The 13,204-nt window shown below is 74.5% G+C and carries 10 protein-coding genes and 1 pseudogene; 9 read left to right on the forward strand and 2 right to left on the reverse strand.

Annotated features, from left to right (window positions below; all coding sequences use genetic code 11):
• The first annotated feature begins 7 nt into the window (after nucleotides 1-7).
• Both ACIQG9_RS17555 and ACIQG9_RS17560 read left to right on the forward strand, forming a co-directional pair.
• Nucleotides 8-907: an SDR family NAD(P)-dependent oxidoreductase gene (locus ACIQG9_RS17555; RefSeq protein ID WP_400403293.1), complete on the forward strand. Its 900-nt coding sequence runs from the start codon at nucleotides 8-10 to the stop codon at nucleotides 905-907.
• The gene (locus ACIQG9_RS17560) at nucleotides 904-1,770 is read left to right on the forward strand and encodes an alpha/beta fold hydrolase (protein ID WP_400403295.1); all 867 of its coding nucleotides are present in this window, start codon (nucleotides 904-906) and stop codon (nucleotides 1,768-1,770) included. Before ACIQG9_RS17555 ends, ACIQG9_RS17560 begins: the two co-directional genes overlap by 4 nt.
• Before the next feature lie 50 nt (nucleotides 1,771-1,820).
• Here ACIQG9_RS17560 and ACIQG9_RS17565 read toward each other — a convergent pair whose 3' ends face one another.
• Nucleotides 1,821-3,269 (reverse strand): cryptochrome/photolyase family protein, encoded by a 1,449-nt coding sequence (locus tag ACIQG9_RS17565; RefSeq protein ID WP_400403297.1) that lies wholly within the window; start codon nucleotides 3,267-3,269, stop codon nucleotides 1,821-1,823.
• A 261-nt stretch (nucleotides 3,270-3,530) separates the two neighbouring features.
• On the opposite strand from ACIQG9_RS17565, the gene ACIQG9_RS17570 reads away from it, so the two are divergent.
• The 6 genes and pseudogenes from ACIQG9_RS17570 to ACIQG9_RS17595 all read left to right on the forward strand — a co-directional run bounded on the left by ACIQG9_RS17570 (nucleotide 3,531) and on the right by ACIQG9_RS17595 (nucleotide 9,490).
• On the forward strand, nucleotides 3,531-4,619 hold the full coding sequence (locus tag ACIQG9_RS17570) for an S-(hydroxymethyl)mycothiol dehydrogenase (RefSeq protein ID WP_400403299.1): 1,089 nt from the start codon (nucleotides 3,531-3,533) through the stop codon (nucleotides 4,617-4,619).
• A complete protein-coding gene (locus tag ACIQG9_RS17575; RefSeq protein WP_400403301.1) occupies nucleotides 4,616-5,245 on the forward strand; it encodes an MBL fold metallo-hydrolase in 630 nt (209 codons plus the stop codon). Before ACIQG9_RS17570 ends, ACIQG9_RS17575 begins: the two co-directional genes overlap by 4 nt.
• Before the next feature lie 621 nt (nucleotides 5,246-5,866).
• Nucleotides 5,867-6,979 (forward strand): annotated as a pseudogene (gene rho / locus ACIQG9_RS17580) (transcription termination factor Rho); the annotation flags it as partial.
• A 9-nt stretch (nucleotides 6,980-6,988) separates the two neighbouring features.
• A complete protein-coding gene (locus ACIQG9_RS17585) occupies nucleotides 6,989-7,444 on the forward strand; it encodes a VOC family protein (RefSeq protein ID WP_400403303.1) in 456 nt (151 codons plus the stop codon).
• 43 nt (nucleotides 7,445-7,487) lie between these two features.
• The gene (locus ACIQG9_RS17590) at nucleotides 7,488-8,582 is read left to right on the forward strand and encodes a DUF3626 domain-containing protein (RefSeq protein ID WP_400403305.1); all 1,095 of its coding nucleotides are present in this window, start codon (nucleotides 7,488-7,490) and stop codon (nucleotides 8,580-8,582) included.
• 215 nt (nucleotides 8,583-8,797) lie between these two features.
• Nucleotides 8,798-9,490 carry a hypothetical protein gene (locus ACIQG9_RS17595; RefSeq protein ID WP_400403307.1) on the forward strand — a complete coding sequence of 231 codons (693 nt, stop codon included), beginning with the start codon at nucleotides 8,798-8,800 and terminating at the stop codon, nucleotides 9,488-9,490.
• A gap of 79 nt (nucleotides 9,491-9,569) precedes the next feature.
• Here the strand turns inward: ACIQG9_RS17595 and ACIQG9_RS17600 are convergent, their stop codons facing one another.
• Nucleotides 9,570-11,198, reverse strand: a complete 1,629-nt coding sequence (locus ACIQG9_RS17600) for an alkaline phosphatase D family protein (protein ID WP_400403309.1) — start codon at nucleotides 11,196-11,198, stop codon at nucleotides 9,570-9,572.
• 1,164 nt (nucleotides 11,199-12,362) lie between these two features.
• Between ACIQG9_RS17600 and ACIQG9_RS17605 the strand changes: the two genes are divergently transcribed.
• Nucleotides 12,363-12,953, forward strand: coding sequence for a hypothetical protein (locus tag ACIQG9_RS17605; RefSeq protein WP_400403311.1), 591 nt, complete (start codon nucleotides 12,363-12,365; stop codon nucleotides 12,951-12,953).
• Nucleotides 12,954-13,204 lie beyond the last annotated feature (251 nt).

Raw genomic sequence — 13,204 nt, forward strand, 5'->3', positions numbered from 1 at the left:
AGGCCGCGTGCGTACCTTCGTCTTCACGGCCGGGACCGCAGTGGTCACCGGCGCCGCCAGCGGAATCGGCGCGGCGCTCGCCCACGGGCTGGCCCGGCGCGGCAGCGACCTGGTCCTGCTCGACCGGGACGCCGAACGGCTCGACGCGGTGGCCGCCGCGATCCGCGCCGGCCACCCCGACCGGCGGGTCGACACCCACCTGGTCGACCTGGCCGACCTGTGTACGACCGCCCGGGTGGCCGAGGAGATCCAGGCCCGGCACCCGCGGATCCGGCTGCTGGTCAACAACGCCGGGGTCGCCCTCGGCGGCCGGTTCGACCAGGTCACCATGGACGAGTTCCACTGGGTTGTCGACGTCAACTTCCGGGCGCCGGTGCAGCTCACCCATGCCCTGCTGCCCGCGTTGAAGGCCGAGCCCGGTGCCCACCTGGTCAACGTCTCCAGCCTGTTCGGGCTGATCGCCCCGGCCGGGCAGGCCGCCTACTCGGCCAGCAAGTTCGCCGTCCGGGGCTTCACCGAGGCGCTGCGGCACGAGTTGGTCGACGACGGCATCGGGGTCACCTCGGTCCATCCCGGCGGCATCGCCACCCGGATCGCCCGCAACGCCCGGGTCGGCAGCGGGGTGGCCCGGGAGGAGTTCGAGACCGGGCGGCGGCAGTTCGAGAAGCTGCTCACCATCGCGCCGGAGCGGGCCGCCGAGGTGATCCTGCGCGGCGTCGAGCGCCGCCGCGGTCGGGTGCTGATCGGCTGGTCGGCGAAGCTGCCCGACCTGCTGGCCCGGATCGCGCCCGCCTCCTACGGCCGGCTGCTCGCCGTCGGGATGAACCGCCTCGCCGGCACCCGGGTGCCCGGTGCCGGCCGCCCGGCGGCCACCGCGTCCGAGCTGCCCGTCGGGGACGTCGCGTGAGCGCCCCGGCCGGTCTGCGCCCCCGGCACGTCACCGTCGACGGACGGCGGGTCCGCCACCGCGTCGACGGCGCCGGACCGCCGGTGGTCCTGCTGCACGGCATCGGGCGGTCCCTGCGTGACTTCACCGACCAGCACGAACTGCTCACCCACGGGTTCCGGGTGCACAGCGTCGACCTGCCCGGCCACGGCGGCTCGCTGCCGATGGCCGGCCCGGCCACCCTCCCGGCGCTGGCCCGGTTCGTCGGCCGTTACCTCGACGCCGTCGGCGTCGACCGGCCCGCGCATCTGGTGGGCAACTCCCTGGGCGGCGCGGTCGCCATGCGGCTGGCCGTCGCCGAGCCGTCCCGGGTGGCCAGCCTCGCGCTGGTCGACAGCGCCGGCTTCGGCCGGGAGGTCACCGTCGCGCTGCGGCTGCTCGCGGTGCGCCCGCTGGCCCGGGTGCTGCTGCGGCCCAGCCGGGCGGTGGCCCGTCGTACCGAGCGGGCCATCTTCCACGACCCGGGGTACGTCACCGACGAGCGGATCGCGTACGCCCTCGAACTGGCCCGCCAGCCCTACGCCGCCCGGGTGATGGCCGAGATCGTGCGCGACCTCGGCACCGCCGGAGGGGTCCGTCCGCAGTGGCGGGACGAACTGCTGGCCGAGGTGGCCCGGCTCGACGTCCCGGTGCTGGTGGTCTGGGGCGACCGGGACCTGATCCTGCCCGCCGCGCACCTCGACGCGGCCCGGGCGCGGCTGCCCCGGGCCCGTACCCACCTCTTCGCCGACTGCGGGCACATGCCGCAGATCGAGCGGGCCGACGAGCTGCACCGGATGCTGCGCGAGTTCTGGTCGGCCGGTGCGGCCCCGCCGGCCGGCTGACCGGTCGGGACGCCGACCCGCCCAACCGGCTGCCCCTGGCGGGCGGCCGGTCACGGCGCGGTGCTGCCCCGCTTCTCCTCCTGCGCCAGCACGGCGTCCCGCTGCTCCGGATCGTCGCGGGAGGTCAGCTCCGCGGCGAGCCGCGGGTCGGCCACCAGCTTCTCCCGGTTACGGTGCAGGAACGCGTCGAAACCGCCGGTGTACGGGCAGGCGAGGTCGCCGAGCGTCCGGTCCGGCTGGTAGCGGCAGCCGGTGCAGTAGTCGCTGATCTCGTCGACGTACCGCCCGTCCACGGCGTACGGGCGGGTGTCCACCCGGGCCAGGTCGGCGTACTGGCTCATGCCGATCACGGTCGCGTTCATCACCCAGTCGGCGCCGTCGACGAAGTTGCGCGTGAACCAGTCGGCCAGCTCGGCCGGGCGCCAGCCCCGCTGCAACGCGTAGTTGCCGAGCACCAGCAGCCGTTGGGCGTGGTGCGCCCAGGCCCGGTCCCGCACCCCGGCGAGCACGTCGGACAGGCACCGGGCCTCCACCGCGTCGGCGTCCAGCTCGACGAACCACTCGGGTAGCGAACCGGTCGCGGCCAGCCAGCCGGCGCCCCGGAAGGGCGGCTCGAAGTACCAGTAGAGCTGCCAGAGGAACTCCCGCCAGCCGAGCAGGCCCCGGACGAACGCCTCGACCGAGCCCAGCGGAGCGTCGCCGTCGCGCCACGCCGCCTCCGCCCGGCGGACGGCCACCTCCGGGTCGAGCAACCCCAGGTTGAACGACGAGGAGAGCACGCTGTGCGCCAGCAGCGGATCCCCGGCGCTCATCACGTCGCGGTACCGGCCGAACTCGGGCAGCCGGTACCGCACGAAGTGGGTCAACCGCTCCTCGGCCTCGGCGTGCGTGGCCGGGTACGCACGCGGGGCGTCCCGGCCGGTGAAGCGGACCCCGTCCCGCTCCCAGCGGTCCAGGTCGGCGCGGACCCCGGCGTCGATCTCGTCCTCGACGATCGGCGGTGGAGGCGGCACGTCCAGGGTGCGGGCGGTGGTGGCCGTACGCGGACGGCCGGTCGGCCCCGGGCCGGTGAGCACGGCGTGCCGGCGCTTGGCGTGCCGGTAGAAGTCGGCCATCCGGAGCGGCCCCCGCCGGGCCCGGTCCGCCCAGCCGGCGAAGTCGGCCCGGTCGGTGAGGAAGCCGCGCGGCGGCAGCACCGTCAGCCCCGGGACGGACCGGGCGAAACGCGCCGTGGTGCGGGTGGTCGGATGGCAGACCTCGACCGGGCCGTCGACCGTGGCGAGGGCCTCCCGGAACGTGCCGGTACGCACCAGCAGCGCCCGGTCGCCCAGTTCGGCGGCGCGGTGCCGCAGGGCGCTGAGGATCAGGTGCGCCTTCTGCCGGTGTAGTCGCCGGTGCCGGAACAGTTCGGTGGCCTCGACCAGCAGCACCGGCTGCTGGTCGTCGTCCAGGAAGTGCGGCCCGAGTTGATCGGCGAGCAGCCACCGGCGGGGAGACATGGGTCGATTGTGCCCAACCGTCCGGTAACCACAGGTGGCGGGGTCGGGTCGGGTGACCACCGGTGACCGTTCACCCACCGACGGCTGTCCGGGTCGGGGTCGCCCGGCCCCGCCCGACCATCCCGAGCCGGGTCGGCCGCGCCGTGCGCCGGGGCGCGGGGCGAGTCCGGCGGACCGATGGGCCGGTCGGCATGATCGCGGTAGGTTCGGCGGGGAACGTGACCGAGACGGCCACCGCCGGGCCGGGAGCAGGAGGACAGCGTGAGCCAGGAAGTCCGGGGCGTCATTTCGCGGAGCAAGAGTGCTCCGGTCGAGGTCACCACCATCGTGGTGCCCGACCCGGGGCCCGGCGAGGCGGTGGTGAGGGTGCAGTCCTGCGGGGTCTGCCACACCGACCTGCACTACCGCGAGGGCGGCATCAACGACGACTACCCGTTCCTGCTCGGCCACGAGGCGGCCGGCATCGTCGAACAGGTCGGCGAGGGCGTCACCGAGGTGGCGCCCGGCGACTTCGTGGTGCTCAACTGGCGCGCGGTCTGCGGCGAGTGCCGGGCCTGCCGACGCGGCCGACCCTGGCACTGCTTCAACACCCACAACGCCGCCCGGAAGATGACCCTCACCGACGGCACCGAACTCACCCCGGCGCTGGGCATCGGCGCGTTCGCGGAGAAGACACTGGTCCACGCCGGACAGTGCACCAGGGTCGACCCGTCGGCCCGACCCGCCGCCGTCGGGCTGCTCGGCTGCGGCGTGATGGCCGGCCTCGGCGCGGCGATGAACACCGGGCAGGTCACCCGGGGCGACTCGGTCGCCGTCATCGGTTGCGGGGGCGTCGGTGACGCGGCGGTGGCCGGTGCCGTCCTCGCCGGCGCGTCGACGATCATCGCGGTGGACACCGACGCCCGCAAGCTCGACTGGGCGCGCGCGTTCGGCGCCACCCACACCGTCAACGCCTCCGCCGAGGACGTCGTCGCGGCGATCCGGGCCGCCACCGGCGGCTTCGGTGCCGACGTGGTGATCGACGCGGTCGGCCGCCCGGAGACCTGGAAGCAGGCCTTCTACGCCCGCGACCTCGCCGGCACCGTCGTCCTGGTCGGGGTGCCGACCCCGGAGATGACCGTCGACCTGCCGCTGCTGGACGTCTTCGGCCGGGGCGGCGCGCTCAGGTCGAGCTGGTACGGCGACTGCCTGCCCAGCCGGGACTTCCCGGTGCTCACCCAGCTCTACCTGCAGGGCCGCCTCGACCTGGACGCCTTCGTCACCGAGGAGATCGCCCTGGACCAGGTGGAGGAGGCGTTCAGCCGGATGCACCACGGCGACGTGCTGCGCTCGGTGGTGGTGTTCCCGTGACGGCCAGGGTCGACCACGCCGTCACCTCCGGCACCTTCTCCCTCGACGGGCAGACCTTCGACGTCGACAACAACGTCTGGGTGGTCGGCGACGACGCCGAGTGCGTGGTGGTCGACGCCCCGCACGACGTCGACGCGATCCGGCGGACCGTCGGCGACCGGCGGGTGGTGGCCATCCTCGCCACCCACGCCCACGACGACCACGTCCGGGTCGCCCCCGGGCTGGCCAGGGCCACCGGCGCGCCGGTGCTGCTGCACCCCGCCGACCGGGTGCTGTGGGACCTGGTCCATCCCGGTCTCGACCCCGACGGGGAATTGGCCGACGGGCAGGAGATCACCGTCGCCGGCACCACCCTGCGGGTGCTGCACACCCCCGGCCACAGCCCCGGGGCGTGCAGCTTCCACGCCCCGGCGCTCGGCGCGGTCTTCACCGGCGACACCCTGTTCGCCGGCGGTCCGGGTGCGACCGGCCGCTCGTACAGCGACTTCGCCACCATCGTGGAGTCGATCCGGACCCGGCTGCTCACCCTGCCGCCGGAGACGGTGGTGCACACCGGGCACGGCGCCGACACCACCGTCGGCGCCGAGGCCCCGCACCTGCCGGAGTGGCTGGCCCGGGGCCACTGAGCACGGCCGGGCGGCCGGGCCGCGCCCAGCGCCGTCCCCCCGCCCGGCATCACCGGCGCCCGCCCCGCCGCGCCCGCCCCGCCCCGCCGCGCCCGTCCCGTCCGCCGCCCAGCGCCGTCCGCCTGGACCTGCGCGGCGGGGAGGGCACGGGGAACGGCCGGGCCGGTCCCCACCGCCGTCGTCGTGCGACGGGGTACCTCGCCCTGCTCGCCGCCCCACCGCCGGAATGCTTGCCCGGCCCCGTCCCGCTGCGCTATTCTGCGGCCAGACCCGGAAGTTGGCGCACCGCGCCGCCCGTGGTCAGATCCCCGCCCGACGGTCCACCCGTCCCGGCAGTTCCCCGAGGCCGTCGCCCGGCCCGTGGTGCATCCGCCGCCCGGTCGCCCGCGAAGCACCGGCACCGACCACGGAGTCACCGGCACCGTCCCGTGGTGGCCCGGTCGCCGCGACCCCACGGCCGAACCCTGCCGGCCGTCCGGTTCGCCGTCGCGCTGTCCGTCGGGCCGGTCACCCCCGATCACCGGGCCGGCACCGGTCCGCGCCGGACACCTTCTCCAACGCCGGCCACCGCACGGTGGCGGCCCGCCCACCACGAGTCCGGCGCACGCCGGGCCGTGCCCTGAAGGGATGACCATGGAACAGGGAAATCTCACGCCGGTGGCCGGTGTGGTCGACGCCGACGACCGGCGCGCCGTCGTCCGGGTCGACGGCTACCTGCCCTCGCCGCACGACCCGCACCTCTCCCTCACCCAGCTACGCCGGCACGGGCTGCGGCGCGGCGACCTGATCACCGGCGCCGCCCGGGACGGCCGGCTGGTACGGGTGGACGACGTCAACGGGCTGCCGCCCGAGCGGGTGCGCCGCCGGCCCGAGTACGCCGACCTGACCGCGCTGTACCCGCAGGAGCGGCTGCGGTTGGAGACCGAGCCGCACATCCTGACCACGCGGGTGATCGACCTGGTGATGCCGCTGGGCAAGGGGCAGCGGGCGTTGATCGTGTCGCCGCCGAAGGCCGGTAAGACGATGGTGCTCCAGGCGATCGCGAACGCGATCACGCACAACAATCCGGAGTGTCACCTGATGGTGGTGCTGGTGGACGAGCGGCCCGAGGAGGTCACCGACTGGTCTCGTTCGGTGAAGGGCGAGGTCATCGCGGCCACGTTCGACCGTCCGCCGCAGGACCACACCACGGTGGCGGAGTTGGCGATCGAGCGGGCCAAGCGCCTGGTCGAGCTGGGGCACGACGTGGTCGTGCTGCTCGATTCGCTGACCCGGCTCGCCCGCGCCTACAACCTGGCCGCCCGGCCCAGCGGCCGTACCCTCTCCGGCGGGGTGGACGTGGCCGCGCTGGCGCCGCCGAAGCGGCTGCTCGCCGCCGCCCGCGCCGTCGAGGGTGGCGGCTCGCTGACGATGCTGGCCTCGGCGCTGGTGGAGACCGGCTCCGCCGCCGACACGCTGATCTTCGAGGAGTTCAAGAGCACCGGCAACGCCGAGCTGCGGCTGGACCGGGCCCTGGCCGACCGGCGGACCTTCCCGGCGGTGGACGTGCGGTCGTCCGGGACCCGGCGGGAGGAGTTGCTGGCCCGGTCGGGGGAGGGGGACCGGCTGCGGGCGTTGCGCACCGCGCTGTCCGCACTGGACCGGCAGCAGGCCATGGAGCAGCTCCTGCGTCGGCTCGTCGCCACCCCGGACAACCAGACCCTGCTCGCCCGGCTCGGCCCCGCCCGGGCCTAGGATCGACCGGTGAGCGACGACCGGCCCCCGACCGTTCGACAGCTCCGCCTGGTGGTGGAGGCCGAGGACTACGACGCCGCGGTCGCCTTCTTCCGGGACGCCCTGGGCCTGCCCGAGCAGGCCGCGTTCTCCGGCGACGGGGACGCCCGGGTGGTGATCCTGGAAGCCGGCCGGGCCACCCTGGAGATCGCCAACCCGGCGCAGAAGCGGATGATCGACGACGTCGAGGTGGGCCGTCAGGTGGCGCCACGGATCCGGGTGGCGTTCGAGGTGGACGACGCCACCGCCGCCACCGGCCGGCTCGTCGCCGCCGGTGCGACCGAGATCGCCCCGCCCACCGTCACGCCCTGGCAGTCGCTCAACTCGCGCCTCGACGCGCCGGCAGGTCTCCAGCTCACCCTCTTCCAGGAACTGCGCCCGCTCGACGAACGGTCCACCGAGGACGGTTTCGGTACCGGCGGCTGAATCCGGTCGACCGGGCTTCGGCCGGTCCCCGATACTGCCGGGTGTGTCCGTCGTACTGACTCCCGCCCAGGCCGCCGCGCTGCACCATGTCCGGGCGGTGGCGTTGCGGGACCGCCCGGCGGCGTTGGCGACGATCGCCCGGTACCTCGCGGGGTCGGGCACCAGCTATCGGCCCGAGGAGTTGATCGGGGCGGTGGTCACCGCCGGCCGGCTCACCGTCAACTTCCATCCCGACCGGCTGGTCGCGGACGGCCGTACGGTGGCCGAGGCGCTCGCCGACGACGACGGGTACGTCAGCCAGTTCGTCACCGGCATCTCCAACGGCGGCCTGACCGCGTACCCGGGCGGGGACCGGGACCGCTGGGAGGAGGCGCTCTTCGGTGGGGCGTACCAGCGGCCGGGCGTCGATCCCGCCGAGCGTCCGGTCTACGGCGGCCTGAACCTGCTGGACCATCCGGACGGCGCCTGCCCCCGGTTCGGCTCGTGCCACCTGCGGCTGCGCCCGGAGGTGCTGGCCCGGACCACCCTCTGCTTCGGCGACAGTCATGTCGGCCCGTCCGACTTCGGGGTCGCCGACGTCGGCGAGCCGATCCTGGCGGCGCTGCTCGTCGCGACCGCCGCGACCGGGACCAGTCTGGGCGTCGCCGGGATGGACACCGCCCGGCTGGTGCGCGGCCTGCTCCGCCGCCGGGCGGCGGTCGCGGGGCGGCCGGGTGCCCACGGGCGGTCCCTGGACGACTACGTCGAGGCGCAGGTGCACGGGGGGATCGCGCTGTCCCGGGACGTGGCCGAGCTGGTGGTGGACCCGTCGTTCCGGGGCACGGACACCGGGCGCGTGCTGGCCCGGACCGCCCGTCGGCACGGCTTCGCGCTGCGCTACCACGCGGGCTTCACGCTGCCGGTCGACGGCGTCGACCCGGAGTTCCGTGGGCCGGCCATCCCGCCGCTGGCCGCCCGGGTGTACGCCGAGTTCGGTCGGCCGGGCCAGCGGATCGACGCCGCCCTGGTCGGCCGGGCGGCGGCGGCCGTGGTCCGCGAGCCGGACCGGTGGGCGGACCGGGGACCGGCGGCGGACACCCTCCAGCACCTCAAGCAGCTCTGGCACGTCCTGGTGCGGTACGGCACCCCGTACGCCTGAACGGCCCGGCCGTCCCGGTCCGGTGGCCGCTGTCCGGTCTGCCGGGTGACCGGCGTCGCGGCCCGAGCCGGGGCCGGCATTTCCGGAATGACCGACACGCGAAGCTGGTTGTGTTTCCCGTACCGCCGGTGCCCAAACCCGGGGCCGGCCCGGCAGTAGTCCCCCGAGGCCCGCTCAATCCGGAGCGGGCCGCCACGATCGAAAGGGCAACCATCGTGAAGCTGGACTTCACTCGATGGCTCCCGGCCATCGCGAAGGACCGTAGGACCGCACTGAGCATCGCCGGCGTCGCCGCCCTCGGCGGCCTGGCGTTCGGCCCGGCCGCTGTGGCCGCCCCCGTCACCAGCGGACCGCACGAGGGCGCCAGGGCCGCGATCGACCTGGCCACCGGCAAGAGCCGGGAGAGCACCACGGTCGAGTCCGGGCTGACCATGGGCAGCCGGACGGCCGCCGTCCCGGCCGACAAGCCGAGCAAGGACGACCTCGTCCCGCGCGGCGTGGAGGGCGCCCAGTCCCGCGTCCCGCTGGACGACGCGCAGCTCGCCAACGCCAGGGCCATCGTCGAGGAGGCCAAACGGACCGGGGTGGGGGAGCGCGGCGCGGTGATCGGCGTCGCCACCTCGTTGCAGGAGTCGAAGCTGTACAACCTGGGTCATCTCGGCGCGTACAACGACCACGACTCGCAGGGCCTGTTCCAGCAGCGCCCGTCGTCGGGTTGGGGCACGCCGGAGGAGATCACCGACCCGCGGTACGCCTCGCGGGCGTTCTTCGACGCGCTGAAGAACGTGCACGGCTGGCAGGACCTGCCGCTGACCACCGCGGCGCAGACCGTCCAGGTCTCGGCCTTCCCGTACGCCTACGCGCAGTGGGAGGAGCAGGCGGCGGACATCGTCCAGCAGGTCTGGTGACCTGGTACGACCCGACCGGCCGGTCCCCGTCCCGGGGGCCGGCCGGTCGCCGTCCGCGCGCCCGGGCCGGTCTGCCCGATCACCCGGCGGGCGCGTTCTCCCTGCGCAGCCTCGACGAGCCGGCGCCCACCGAGAAACCGGCCACCCAGCGGCTCGCGCTGTCCGCCCGGGTCCGGTCGGCCAGGTGGTACCAGTCCATCCGGCAGCGCTGCGGGGTCACCTCCAGTACGCCGTAGCCGTGCCCGTCCAGCTCGGTCCACTTCACGTGCGGGTTCGTCGTCCGGAGCAGGGTCGCGCCGAGCAGGCTCAGCCCGTTGCCGGCCGGCAGGTTGAGGAAGTCGTCGACGTTGTCGCTGGTCACCGACGGCACCACGAACTCGGCGGCGGCCGGGTCGGACAGCCCCGTCGACCGGGTGGTCACCTCGTTGGCCCACGAGGTGTGGATGTCCCCGGTGAGGAAGACGACGTCGCGCGTGCCGGTTGCCCGCAGGTGGTCCACCAGCTCGTTGCGGTCGGCGTTGTAGCCGTCCCACTGGTCGGCGTTGAGCACCGCGCCGTTCTGCGGGATGCCGAGCAGCGCTCCCAGCGGCCCGAGCAGCCACGCCGGCAGCGAACCGACGTCCACCCGGGCCATCATCACCGGGTTGCCGACCAGCTTCCAGCGCGCCGTCGACCCGGCCAGGCCCGCCTTCAACCACTGCATCTGGGCGTCCCCGGTGATGGTCCGCGCCGGGTCGTCCACCGCCGTACCCGAGGTCTGCTGCGACCGGTACGACCGCAGGTCCAGCATGGACAGCTCGGCGAGCTGGCCGTAGCGGAACCGGCGGTAGATCGCGCCGTCCGCGCCGATGCGCACCGGCATCCACTCCTGGTACGCCTGCCGGGCGGCGGCCACCCGGTCCGGCCACGCGCCCTCGGTGCCCGGGGTGTGGTTCTCCGCCCCGCCGGACCAGGCATCGTTGGCGACCTCGTGGTCGTCCCAGGTGATCACCCAGGGCAGCGCGGCGTGCAGCGCCCGCAGGTCCGGGTCGGTCTTGTAGAGCCCGTGCCGGATCCGGTAGTCCGCCAGGGTGAGCACCTCGTGCGCCGGCTCGACGGGGCGGACCACCGTGCCGCCGGCGTCGAACTCGCCGGTGCCGTACTCGTAGAGATAGTCGCCGAGATGCACCACCAGGTTGAGGTCGCCCCGGTCGGCCAGCCGCCGGTACGCGGCGAAGTGTCCCGCCTCCCAGTTCGCGCAGGACACCACCCCCATCCTCAGCCGGTCGACCGCCGCGTCCACCGGCGGGGCGGTCATCGTCCGCCCGGTCGGCGACCAGCCGTCGGCGTACCCGAACCGGTACCAGTACGTCGTCGCCGGGGCCAGCCCGGACACCGCCACCTTCACGGTGTGGTCGCGGCCGGGGCCGGTCGGCGTCACGCCCTCGGCGGCCACCGACCGGAAGTCGGGATCGGCGGCGACCTGCCACCGTACGTCGACGTCCGGGCCCACTCCGGAGCCCGGCAGCGCCTCCGGGGTGGGGGTGATCCGGGTCCAGAGCAGGATCCCGTCCGGCAGCGGGTCGCCCGAGGCGACTCCGTGCCGGAACGCGCCGTCCGCCGCGTGGGCGGTACCGGCCGCGGCGAGGGTGGCGCCGGCGAGCACGGCGGTGCCGGCGGACGCGCCGGCGATGCGCAGGAGGGTACGACGGTCGAGGGTGTTCGTCATGGTCTATGTGTCTACCGCCTGGCACGCTCCGTCCGCAGCCCCGTGCGGTGAGTGTTCGCCGATGCTTCCACTGTGGTTCGTCCCGGCCTCCGTGGCGCTGTTCCCCCGCCGGCTGCCCGGGTGCGGGACCGTCCCCCGCTGAGGTCGTCGGGTCGGCGCGGCGCGGACCTGTGCGGCGGTGACTGATCCGCCGGCGTGCGGGCGCGGCGGCCCGGGTGCGGGACCTGGTCGGCCGGCATGGGGCGCGGCGGCCCGAGTGCGGGACCTGGGCGGCCTGTGCGGCGGCGACTGGTCGGGCCTGCGTGCGGGCGCTGCGGCACGGTCCCCGAGCCTGTCGCTGCGGATCATCGCCGTAGCTGGCGACGTCGATTGCGGTGCTCTTCCGAGCAAGTGGCGCGGTCATGGCCGACGGAATCGATCAGTGCGGCAGTGCCGGCACCCGGTCCCCGGCGACGTTGTCCCCGCTCGACTATGCCCGTCGCCGTCCGGTTTGGGATGTGGAGTCGGGTTGGCGTCGGCTCTGGTGGCCGGGCTGACCCCGTCCGCGCTCCGCCACATCCGCGCATCCCTCACTTCGGGGTGCGTTTCTGGTCGCTGTGGCCGCAACAGACGCACCCGAAGACCGGTGCCAAGCCGGCACGTCTCGGCCTCCGGGCGGCGCGGCCTCCCTCTGGGTGCGTTTGTTGCGGCGATGGCGACAACAGATGCACCCGAAGCCGGGTGGCCGGGGGACCGACTCCGAGCCTCGGGAGGAGCCGGGCCTGCGTCGGGGCTGGGCGTGGGTGGGGGCGCGCTTGGCCCGGAGCGTTCCGGACATGCCTCGCACGGTGGCGATGACGTGCAGGCCACGTCGGCGACGTCCAGGAGTGATCCGCGCCGACCGTGACCGGCGGCACCCGCAGGCTGGAATCCCGGCCGGGCCCGGGGCGTTACACCCTGCGTACGACCGCAGTAGCGGCCCCCGCTGCCTGGCTCGATGGCGGTACCCGTTGGGAATGACGGTGGGCCGGTGGTCGTTACATCTGGTCCCGGCGCCGCGAGCCCCCCGGTTCGTGTGGTCCGCCGCCGGTCGATGACTTTCCCCCTTGTTTGTTGAGCGCCCCGTCGTGGTGCTTGCGTCGCATCCCCCTGGGTGCGTCGCCGACCCCCGAATGGAGCTTTCCCATGAACACGATGCTGCGTAAGAGCGTGCTCGGTATCGCTGGTCTGGCCTTCGCCGGTGGGGTGTTCGCCGGCCCGGCCACCCATGCCCTCGCCGCCCCCACGATCGACGCCAAGCCCGTCGCCGTGGCCGTGCAGGCCGACAAGCCCAACCCGGCCAAGCTGATCCCGCACGGCACCCAGGGTGCCCAGTCGCGGATCGACCTGAACGGCGAGCAGACCGCCAACGTCAAGGCGATCATCGCCGCCACCAAGAAGTCCGGCCTCAACGAGCGGGCCGCGGTGATCTCTGTCGGTACCGCCCTGCAGGAGTCGAAGCTGGAGAACCTGGGCCACCTCGGTGACCGTAACGACCACGACTCGCTGGGTCTGTTCCAGCAGCGCCCCTCCTCCGGCTGGGGCACCCCCGAGCAGATCACCGACCCGGTCTACTCGACGATGGCGTTCCAGAAGGGTCTGAAGCAGGTCGACGGTTGGCGGGACATGCCGTTGACCGAGGCCGCGCAGACGGTGCAGGTGTCGGCGTACCCGGACGCGTACGCGCAGTGGGAGCAGCAGGCCGCCGACCTCGTCGCCCAGTACTGGAACGGCTGACGTTCACCGATCACGACCAGCAGACTGGCCGGCACCCCGAACCGGGGTGCCGGCCGGCGGCGTCTCCGGACCGCGCGTATGGTCACCGTCCGCCCCGGCCACGACCGATGACCGTGCGGAGTCCACCACCACGCCCGATGGACCGTGGGAACGGCACGCCCGCTGGACCGTGCGGTGCCCACGGGTCGCCCCGGTGGACCGTGCGGGGCCACGGCCGCGCCCGATGGACCGTACGGAGCCGGCCGGGTGAG

The sequence above is a fragment of the Micromonospora sp. NPDC092111 genome, from assembly GCF_044755745.1.
GTDB lineage: Bacteria > Actinomycetota > Actinomycetes > Mycobacteriales > Micromonosporaceae > Micromonospora.